The 9,946-nt window shown below is 59.0% G+C and carries 8 protein-coding genes; all 8 read right to left on the bottom strand.

The window, feature by feature from the left end; all coding sequences use genetic code 11:
• Positions 1-92 precede the first annotated feature (92 nt).
• Entirely contained in the window at positions 93-935 is an 843-nt protein-coding gene (locus tag ABVQ20_RS38930) for a transporter substrate-binding domain-containing protein (RefSeq protein WP_354465090.1), read from the bottom strand.
• A 403-nt stretch (positions 936-1,338) separates the two neighbouring features.
• Positions 1,339-1,473: an MFS transporter gene (locus ABVQ20_RS38925; RefSeq protein ID WP_435528512.1), complete on the bottom strand. Its 135-nt coding sequence runs from the start codon at positions 1,471-1,473 to the stop codon at positions 1,339-1,341.
• A gap of 1,193 nt (positions 1,474-2,666) precedes the next feature.
• Positions 2,667-3,899 (bottom strand): serine hydrolase domain-containing protein, encoded by a 1,233-nt coding sequence (locus tag ABVQ20_RS38920; RefSeq protein ID WP_354465089.1) that lies wholly within the window; start codon positions 3,897-3,899, stop codon positions 2,667-2,669.
• Between the two features lie 156 nt (positions 3,900-4,055).
• On the bottom strand, positions 4,056-4,880 hold the full coding sequence (locus ABVQ20_RS38915) for an ABC transporter permease (RefSeq protein WP_354465088.1): 825 nt from the start codon (positions 4,878-4,880) through the stop codon (positions 4,056-4,058).
• 5 nt (positions 4,881-4,885) lie between these two features.
• Positions 4,886-6,136 (bottom strand): ABC transporter permease, encoded by a 1,251-nt coding sequence (locus tag ABVQ20_RS38910; protein WP_354465097.1) that lies wholly within the window; start codon positions 6,134-6,136, stop codon positions 4,886-4,888.
• A gap of 87 nt (positions 6,137-6,223) precedes the next feature.
• Positions 6,224-7,264 carry an ABC transporter substrate-binding protein gene (locus ABVQ20_RS38905; RefSeq protein WP_354465087.1) on the bottom strand — a complete coding sequence of 347 codons (1,041 nt, stop codon included), beginning with the start codon at positions 7,262-7,264 and terminating at the stop codon, positions 6,224-6,226.
• 99 nt (positions 7,265-7,363) lie between these two features.
• Positions 7,364-8,560, bottom strand: coding sequence for an ABC transporter ATP-binding protein (locus ABVQ20_RS38900; protein WP_354465086.1), 1,197 nt, complete (start codon positions 8,558-8,560; stop codon positions 7,364-7,366).
• Positions 8,561-8,655: 95 nt separating this feature from the next.
• Complete coding sequence (locus ABVQ20_RS38890; protein ID WP_435528511.1) at positions 8,656-9,849, bottom strand: NAD(P)/FAD-dependent oxidoreductase; 1,194 nt, start codon at positions 9,847-9,849, stop codon at positions 8,656-8,658.
• Positions 9,850-9,946 lie beyond the last annotated feature (97 nt).

The following is a 9,946-nucleotide window of genomic DNA, read 5'->3' as shown; positions in this document are numbered from 1 at the left end:
CAACGGAGGGATGCCCGAGATGACCGTGCGAGTCGGGTGCCCTGCGGTATGGCTGTCGATGACGGAGAAGAGACGGCTCGTGCGCATGGCGGTCAGCAGTACTTGCCGGACTGGGGAACTACCTTCATGTCAATGCCGCGCTCGAGCATGCTGCGGGTGATGCGCGAGCAAGCAAGACCCAGGGAGTTCTGCTGAGACATCCAGTTGGCCAAGAAGTTTTCAAAGCCGGCGTTGCCCGGCTCGCGGCGAATGCCAATGGTAGAGGGATTGTGCAGCACCGGCGTGGGCACCACGGCTTTACCGATGCCCTTAGCGTTGAGGAGGGCGGCGTCCTGGTCGGCTAGGAGGATGGCGTCGACTTTGCCCGACTGAAGTTCTAGAACGGCCTGGTCGCGCGTGGGCACGACGTCCAGGGTGGCATTGGGGATAACCGACTCAGCGATGACTTGCATTGTACCGCCCTTCTGTACGGCGATGCGAGTTTCCCTGGTGTCCATCTCGCGCCAGGTCTTCGGCTCGAAGCCCGGGCGGGCAGCGAGGGCCCAGATGCCATCGACGATGGCTCCTGGGACGTAGTCGATGACCAAGCCGCGGCGCGGGTTGGGGTTCAACCCTACAGCGAGGTCAATCTTGCCGGCTTGGAAGTCCGCAGCGAGATTTCCCCAGGTCGTCTCATGGTACTCAGGCTGGACGCCCAGCAGGCCGGCAATATCCTTGCCCCAATCTACGAAGAAACCACTCCATTCGCCGGTGCGTGGGTCCTTGATGTAGCCCGGCTCCTCCGCGACCATGACTGGAAACTTCAACTTGCCACTCGCCTTGATGCGGTCGAGCACCAAGGAGGGGTCTTCAGCTCGAGCCGGCACCGAGGCAGGCCCGACTAGGGTGGTCACACTGATGAGGGCAGCGATGATCGCTCTTACCCAACGGTTCATTTAAGTCTCCCTTGTTCAAATTGACTTATATCATTGGTCAATTGCACCATATCATTGTTAGGAGGCAGTGCAAGATTTAACTTGCGCTGTCTCCTACCTTATCGCACGCGATTACGATCGCAGGGTTCCAGGGCGTGGCCGCGCCGAGGTCGCAGATATGGGCATCGGTCATGGAGGTGCCACTGATGCCCATATGGCCATGGCTAGTAGGGAACAGGATGGCGCGCAATGCAGGCGGCTGTTCAGACTTGATGGTCTTGTACCATCCAGTCGCTCAGTTTGTCGCCTTTTCGATCAGCGCCGCCCTGAGCGTCCGCAAGCCGTGCGGCCGGCACCGGCTATAATCGACAACGATAGCTCCCGCGATGATCGTTAGGAAGAACGCGGGGAGCGTCGATGAAGCCTATAGGAGGGCGATCATCAAATCGGAAGCTGAAATCTTCACCATCAACCAGCTGATAGCGACAGTCTGCACGAGCCCTTGTGTAGCCACCCAGATGGAACGAATACTTGGTTCCCGAAGTCGCGATAGCGTCACTAAAGTATCAAGGCTAGGATCCTAATGTTGCACCACCTCCTATCCTCAAACATGATCTTTTTTAAACGGCGGGTTCCCCTTGCAAAGCGTCGTCGATATCGATGCACTTCTGCCTTATAACTATACCGTCAAAGCGGCCTCGCCTTGCCACTTAGTTTGAAGTAACCTAGCGGGCGTGGATGAGATTGCACGGTTCCTCATAGAAGTTGTCCGATGGCTACCGTCGTTGGGGGCAGACCTTCCTCAGTTTGGCATCACACGATTTCCAGGTACACTTCCTGTTCTAAATGAAAGCCAATAGCGATGCCCGATGCATGCAGAAGTGCGGTCGCCATCATGAACCGATGGCATACTTGTGGCGACCGGCAAACGCGGTTGCATATTTCGAACCCTTAAGAAAACATCATAATCCTTTTCTTGCCATCCCGGCAGGCGGCCTCTGGAGCAGGCGTGGTGGCAGCGGGAGATACGGGCCTGACCTCACCATTGACATACCTAAGGCTCTTACTCTTTAGAGCCTGTGCAGCCGGTGGTGTATGCTTCCACTAATTGTGCTCCGAATGATGCGTTCCAACAGCGTGTGAGTGGTCAAATCCCATCTGATGCATTCGGTCGTGAAGGCGTCGATATGCCGATTGAAGCACGAGGCGCATCTCTTTATATCGTTTTGCTTCGGCGCGCGTCGCTATCGTGTCGACGTAAGCCAGCGCACCCTCGATCTGCTCCAGGATTGTGAGCGCGTCGGCAGCCGCGAAGAACTGAGAGCCCTCTACATCGATCATAACCGGTGACGAGTGCGCAGCAATCATCTCAGGCTTACCATCGTATTTCGCGCGGACCAGCAACGCTAACCAGGAACTTTTGGGGATAGGCCTAACGCACGCGAAAAGGAGCGCTGGCGCGCCGGGACGTGCCCGTGACCAGACTCAGATGAGAAAGCGGTCACACGGCGCCGCTTACCTTTTTTCGCGACGACCAGGCGATGCAGTATGATTGGACCGAGATCGGTGCTTGGCAGGCTGTCCGGCATTGAGGCCGAACGCCTATCCAACGCTGAAGGTAGGACCTCTGACCCTCGATCTACCGCCCCGTTACGATGAGATTGACAACTGCCAGTCTAGAACCTTGCTGGCCGCGCTTGTCCAAGCATGTGTGAGGCAGGTCTGATGGTCCTATAGCGCACGTCATACCTGCTATGCGCTCAGCACCCTCCCTAATGCCAGTAACTGTGGCATGGTGATCGAGTCGCCGGCGCCATCCGCAATGGGGTGTGACGCAAAAAGTGCAACCACCATCTCTGCTTTCGGCGCAACATAAAGTCGCTGGCCGTGGATGCCCCTTGCTTCGAATGAGCTCAATTCGTTGTGAGAAACCCACCACTGGCTGCGATAGGAGTAGCCTGACTCGAGCTTGGCTGGACGGCCCCCTTGTTGCACATCGCGCACTACAGACTCGGGAACGATCTGCTTTCCATGCCATTCGCCTTGGCATCGCATCATCTCCCCAAACCGCGCGAAGTCCCGCAGGGTGGCGCTCAAGCCGCCCTCGGCCGTAGGCATGCCGGCGGGGTCAACCTCGACGTAGCCGTCCTCCTCACAACCGAGCGGCGCCCATAGTCGTTCTTGCAGCAGCTGCACGAACGAGCGGCCGGTCGCGCGCATCATAACCCAAGCCAACACCTGGGTGTTCAAGCTTTGGTAGGCGAACTCACCATGCATGCCTTGCTTGCGCACTGTGCGCAGATAGTCGCACGAATTCCGCGGTCCGTCGTAGCCGGACGGCCGGGGCAGTCGCCCGAAGGCCCGTCTATACGCCCATATGTCGGAGCTCTCGTCGACATAATCTTCCCTAAACGCCAATCCTGTCTGCATATCCATCACTTGGCGCAGCGTGGCATCCTCCCAAGCCGTCCCCCGCAATTCAGGCAAGTAGTGTGATATAAGCCTCGACTCGTCGAGCACGCCTTCGTGTAAGAGTACCGCCGCGAGCGTGCCGGTGTACGATTTTGTGCACGATTGGCACTCGTGTGGCAGGTGAGGTTGGAGCGCGCCGAAGTAGCGCTCGTATACTATTCTTCCACGGTGCAGCACCACTACGCCGTCAGCGTAGGTGTCAAACAGCGCGTCTTCGAAGCGTCTAATGCGACCGCCCATGTCCGCAAAGGTGAGCGCGTCGATCTCGGCGGACATGTCACTGCGTTCAAACTGCGAAGGCGCGCCACGCCCCCGCCACACGTTGAGCGTGGGCATGAGTTCGCGCATGTGCGAAAACGACCAGCGGATTTGCGGGAAATCGCGGTAGTTGCCGCTCTCGAACGCGATGCGTTTATCCTCAGGCGGTGGGGCACCGCGCATCCAGCCGAGCTCGCCGGGATCAGACGCGCGGCCGTCGGGATAGTGCTGCCCGTTAAATTCCAGCGTCCCCATCGCAATCCTTTCTCTTCCGGGTTTTGGGAAATGCATCCGGTTCAAGCCTTTCCACTTGCTGCGGCGGCTAATCGCCGCCGGTTTTGCGAAGCGAAGACCGCAGTGTTCCGAAGATCGCCCATGAATGTCGATTTGGGGCGAAAAGAGGATGCTCCGTCAGCGAATACCGCGCAGGCGTTCCGAACGCCGCCTCAGCAACTCGGCGGTGGTCAGCACAGTCACGGCGAAAAGGATCAGCACGGTGGCGGCAGCAGTAATGCTGGGACTGATCTGCTCGCGGATTCCGGAAAACATGACCTTCGGCAACGTGGTCTGTTCCGGGCCTGCGAGGAACAGGGCGACCACCACCTCGTCGAAGGAGGTAAGGAACGCAAAGAGCGAACCGGAAATCATGCCTGGAAGTATGAGCGGCAGCGTGACCTTGAAGAAGGCGGTGATTGGCGACGCGCCGAGGCTGGCGGCTGCGCGGGTCAGCGAGTGATCGTAACCCGCCAGGGTTGCGGTCACGGTAATGACGACCACCGGTGTGGCTAGCGTGGTGTGCGCCAGGATCAGCCCGGTATAGGTGTTGAGCAGCCCGATATCAGCATAGAAGAAATACGTGCCCACGGCGGTGATTACGATCGGGACGATGATGGGCGAGATCAGCACACTCATTACGGCCGTGCGCCAAGGAAAGTTCGGCCGGCTAAGCCCGAGCGCCGCAAGCGTGCCGAGAACGGTGGCCAGCAGGGTGACCGACAGGCCGACGAAGAGTGAGTTGCGCAGCCCTCCCTGCCAGCGCTCGGTCATGAAGATCTCCTCATACCACCGCAGCGACAGACCAGGCATCGGAAACGTGAAGAAGGGAACGGAATTGAACGAGAGTGGGATGACCACGAGGATCGGTGTGATCAGAAACAGCAGCACGGCTCCGCAGATCAGCCGATGCAGATAGTACCAGCCCTTCTCAATCGGAGAGGCATAGGCGGAAGCGGCCATGGGTCTTATCCCATCTTGATCCGGTCGACGCCGACCAGCTTGTTGAAGACAAAGTAAAGCAGCAGCGTCGCGGTGAGCAGGATGGCACCAAGGGCGGATGCCATGCCCCAATTGAGCTGCTCGTTGGTGTAAGTGGCAACGAAGTTGCTGACCATCATGTCACCCGGCCCCCCCACGAGCGCGGGTGTGATATAGTAGCCCAAGCACAGAATGAAGGTCAGCAGGCAGCCGGCTGCGATTCCTGGCAGAGTCTGCGGGAAGTAGACCTTCCAAAAGGCGTAGAATGGGCCGGCGCCAAGCGAGCGGGCGGCCCGGACGTGGTTGGGCGAGATCGACTTCATCACGCTGTAGATAGGCAACAGTGTGAACGGCAGCTGGATATGGGTCATGGCCAAGACGGTGCCGAACCGGTTGAAGATAAGTTCCGCAGGCTGCGATAATATATGCAGCGTCATCAATGTCTCGTTTATTACGCCGTGATCCTGCAGAAGCACGACCCAGGCGGTGGTTCGCACCAGAACCGACGTAAAAAACGACATCAAGATACCCATCATCAGCAAGTTGCTGGTCCTGGGGGGCAATATCGCAAGCACATAGGCGAGCGGAAAGCCTAGAAGGAGAGTCGCTGCGGTCACGCCGATGCTGATGCCAAGCGTGCGCAGAAAGATGTCGCGGAAGATTGCGTTCTCAGGCGGCGAGGCGACGATCTGACTGTCGGAGCCATATTGGAAATCGACTGAACGTAGTAGGTAAAAGGCCGTATACGATGACCTTCCGCGCTTCAGCAGGCTCCAGACCTCGTGCTGACCCCAAATTGGACTTATCTCAATCATTGCGGCCTTGTAGGGGCCGGCGGAAAGCGTACTCGCATTTCGAGCGCTCGACTTCACTTGGCTGGCAGTACCAGCCAGCTCGTAGTTCATCCGCTCGCCGATCTTGCCCGCGGTCTTCTGCGCCCATGCCTGCTTGAGGTCTCCGGCGAGTGCGGCATAAACGCGCTCGTCGGGTAGGTCCTTGCCGTCCCAAACGCTCAGCGCTACCGTCGTTCTTGGCATCAGCACCAGCAACGTATCATCATGGATCGCATCGAACATCATCCGGCCGATCGGCATGACAAAGGTGATGAAAACGAATAGGAGGAGCGGTAGGACGAGGGCGAACGCCCTCAACTTGCGCCGGCGTTCGACTCGCTGCAACTTGATCCGCAACGGGACGCCGTCGCTGCTGCCAGGGATTTGGACCGCAGTTGTGGCCATTGTCGCCATCGACTCTTCTCTCAACCTCTCAGATCGCCCGTACAGGCGGCGAGGCAATCAAAACCTCGCCGCCGACCTTTGTCTGGCCTACTTCGATACCCATGCAGTGAAGCGCTGATCGAGCTGGTCGAAGTTGTCACCCCAGAAGGCGAGATCGATGTCCAAAGAGTTTTTCATATGATCGGGCGCAGACGGGAGGTTCGACAGGGTCTCCGGATCAACAAGTGCGGTCGCATCCTGGTTGCCGGGAGCGTAGGGGACCAAACGCGCCATGTTGGCTTGCGCCTGCGGCTCACTGGCGAAAGCGATGAACTTGTAGGCATCGTCCAGCCGTGGAGTGCCCTTCGGAATCATCCAGTAGTCCCAGCTAAGCAGCGACGTGTCCCACACAATCTCGAAATGTTTGCCAGAGTTCTTCACGGCATCGTAGATGCGTCCGTTCCAGGCTGAGCTCATTACAACCTGACCGTCGGCCAAAAGCTGCGGTGGCTGAGCTCCTGTCGTCCACCAGACGATGTCCTTCTTGATCGTGTCGAGCTTTTTGAACGCGCGATCGACGCCCTCGGGCGTGCCGAGCACCTTGTACACGTCGTTGATAGCCACCCCGTCAGCAATCAGCGCCCATTCGAGATTAACTTGCGGGCTTCGGTTCAGTCCGCGCTTGCCGGGGAATTTCTTCAGGTCGAACAGGTCGGCGATGGTCTTCGGGCCGTCCGCCAGCCTATCCTTGTCATAGGCGATGACGTTTGCTGCGGCTGACGTGGGAACCCCGCATTCATGCCTGCCCTTGAACTTGGCGGGATCGAGGCCTAGCTTCTTCCAGTCGATCGTCTCAATTATTCCGGCGGCGCACATTGCGCCTATGCCGTAACCGCCGTCGACTACGTCCCAGCTCACGGTTTTGGTCTCTACCATGGCGCGAATCTTGGCAGTCTCGCCACTCCACTCGGCTTCTGTGACCTTAATCCCCGTCGCAGCCGAGAAGGGCTCGAAGTAGGCCTTGTGCTGATTTGTCTGGAAGGCTCCGCCCCACGAGACGATAGTCAGCTGATCGGCTGCATAGGCGATCTCCACAGGCAACAAAGCGCTCACCGCCAAGCCGGTCACGCCTAAGGCGCGGGCAATCATTGAACATGTTCTCATTGTATTACTCCTCCCTGTAATGCCGTCCCATTATGGAACGACGCTGTCAAACACGCGTCTCCGCGCTATCGGCGGCGCCTCAGGTCAATTGTCTGAAGCGCACAGCGCCCGACAATCCTCAGTTCTCCATCCCACGGTCATTGCCGCATCGGGCTCGACGTGAGCCACGCCCTCGGAATTCGATAGCTTGACGACAAAGTCATCGCGGCCACAGACTGACATCCGGACACGAACATGGTCGCCCAGGTAGATCACCTCGGCGACCCGCGCGCTGAAGACATTGGGCAGAGATCCGGGCGTTGGATTCAGTTTCACGCGCTCCGGCCGCAAGGACAAAAGGGCCGTTTGACCAACCAAACCGACGTTGACCGCCAGCGCCTGCACGTTGCCCACCCCTGGAATCTCCACAGTGCAAGTTGTACTATTTAGAGCGATCACTCTTCCTTGCAGTCTATTGTTTTCGCCGATGAACTGAGCGACGAAGGGGTTCTGCGGCCGTTCGTAAAGTTCGGCGGGCGCAGCGAGTTGCTGGACGACGCCGTCGTTGAACACAGCGATACGGTCCGACATAGTCAGCGCTTCGCTCTGGTCATGCGTCACATACACCACGGTGATGTCGAGATTCTCGTGGATGTGCTTGATCTCGAGCTGCATTTCCTCGCGCAGCTGTTTATCAAGTGCGCCGAGCGGCTCATCCATGAGCACGAGCTTGGGTTCGAAAACGAGCGCGCGAGCGAGCGCTACGCGCTGCTGTTGTCCGCCGGAAAGCTGACCAGGTCGGCGCTTACTTTGGACTCCGAGCCGGACCATGTCGAGCGCGCGTGTGATCCTAACTTCAATCTCGGCCCTGCCTAGCTTGCGGACCTTAAGCGGGAAAGCAAGGTTTTCCTCCACCGTCATATGCGGAAAGAGCGCGTAGTTTTGAAAGACCATGCCGATGTCGCGCTTGTGGGGCGGCATGCCGTCGATAGCACGCCCCTCCAGAAGAATAGAGCCCTGGGTGGGCACTTCGAAGCCGGCGAGCATCATGAGGGTCGTCGTCTTGCCGGATCCAGAAGGCCCCAGCATGGTCAAAAACTCACCCCGGGCTATGTCAAGGTTCAGATCTCTAACAACCAGGGTTTCGCCGTCATAGGTCTTCTGAATCCCGGAAAACTTCACAAAGGCAGCGTTCGCGCCAATCTGTTTCACTGATCCGGGCGCTTGTGCCGCTAATGGGGCATCGCCGACCGGTAGACTATCGCTACCTTGCGGCTTCTCGAGACCTTGCCGACGATCCATTTGAGGTATCTTCCGTTCCCATTGGATTATGTCATTTTGTTGAATGCACTGTATCATTCTTGAGGCATGGCGCAAGATAATATTTGCACCTAAGGCTATGGCCCTAACGCACGCGGTAAGGAGCGCACGGGCGCCGGGGCCTGCGGCCCGCGACGAGGTCGCTGACGATCGCCGCCGTCGTGGGGGCGCCGCTGATTCCCATGTGGCCATGCCCAGTGGCGAACAGAATGGTGGCATGATCGGGATGGGGACCGATGATCGGCAGGCTGTCCGTTGTTGACGGTCTTACGCCCATCCAGTGGCTCACCTCGCCTATTCGCAGGATCAGGCGGCGCGTCGGGTGCATCGAACTCCGCGATGCCCACGATGCGAAGCCCTTCCTCCAGAGGCGTGGCGACAAAGGCCGATGCGGCGTCTGTCACGGGGCGGCTGATGACGCTGGAAATGCCTGGTACAGTAACGTGGTAGCCACGCTCGCTGGCCGGCGACAGAGAAATTCCGAGGGAGCGGGCCAGGCCCCGGCTGGCGATGCCTGCTGCAATGACCACGATGTCGCAGCGGTGAGGCCCCGTGTTTGTCTGCAGCGTCACCCCGTCGACGCCGGGCTCGATAGCCAAGACCCGTGCCGTGCGAATAGCCACGTCCAATGCGGCCGCCCGCCCCATTAGGCTCTCCACCAGCACTAGCGGTGAGATCACATGACCGCCGCCAGGAAAGAAAATTCCGCGCTGGTAGTCACGGGACAAGCCGGGCTCTAACTCGCGCAGCTCCTCGGCATTGAGTCTCTCGAAGGCCACGCCATACGCTCCCCGCAACCTGTCCACAAGCCCGTCGAGTGCGCCAGGTGAAACATCGCGCCAGACATGCAGGGCGCCGTTCGGCTTGAACACCCGTTTCCACTCAGTGTCGCCTAGCATGTCACGATAAAGCTCCGCACAGGGGGCGTGGAGAGCATGCAACGCCACATAGGCCGCCTCCCAGGCGTCCCGGCGGCCGGTTAGCAGGAACCGGACGAGCCATGGGAGGGTGCGGTGTAGCTCACGCGGGGCGAGGCGCACCGGGCCATTCGTGTCGGCGAGCCAGCGAAGCGCACGCCACATGACACCCGGATGAGCCATGGGGAAAGACGATCCCGCATTGTATTGGGCGCCATTACCCCAAGAGCACCCATGGCCGATGCGACCCTCCTCGAGCACGGTGACACGGTGTCCTTCGCGCGCCAGCATGAGCGCGCAACTCACGCCGATTACGCCCCCGCCAATGACGGCGACGGTCCGTTGTTCAACCATGGGATATCTCCTCTTAGAGCTGTTCTTATGGTCAACATGACAATGAATACAGAGCGACAGGCGATCACGATCCGCTCCCCCGTAAGAGGATTGACAT

Source organism: Mesorhizobium shangrilense (assembly GCF_040537815.1).
Classification (GTDB): Bacteria; Pseudomonadota; Alphaproteobacteria; order Rhizobiales; family Rhizobiaceae; genus Mesorhizobium; species Mesorhizobium shangrilense.
Note: the sequence above shows the minus strand (reverse complement) of the source record. Positions and strands in the feature narration are given on the sequence as shown.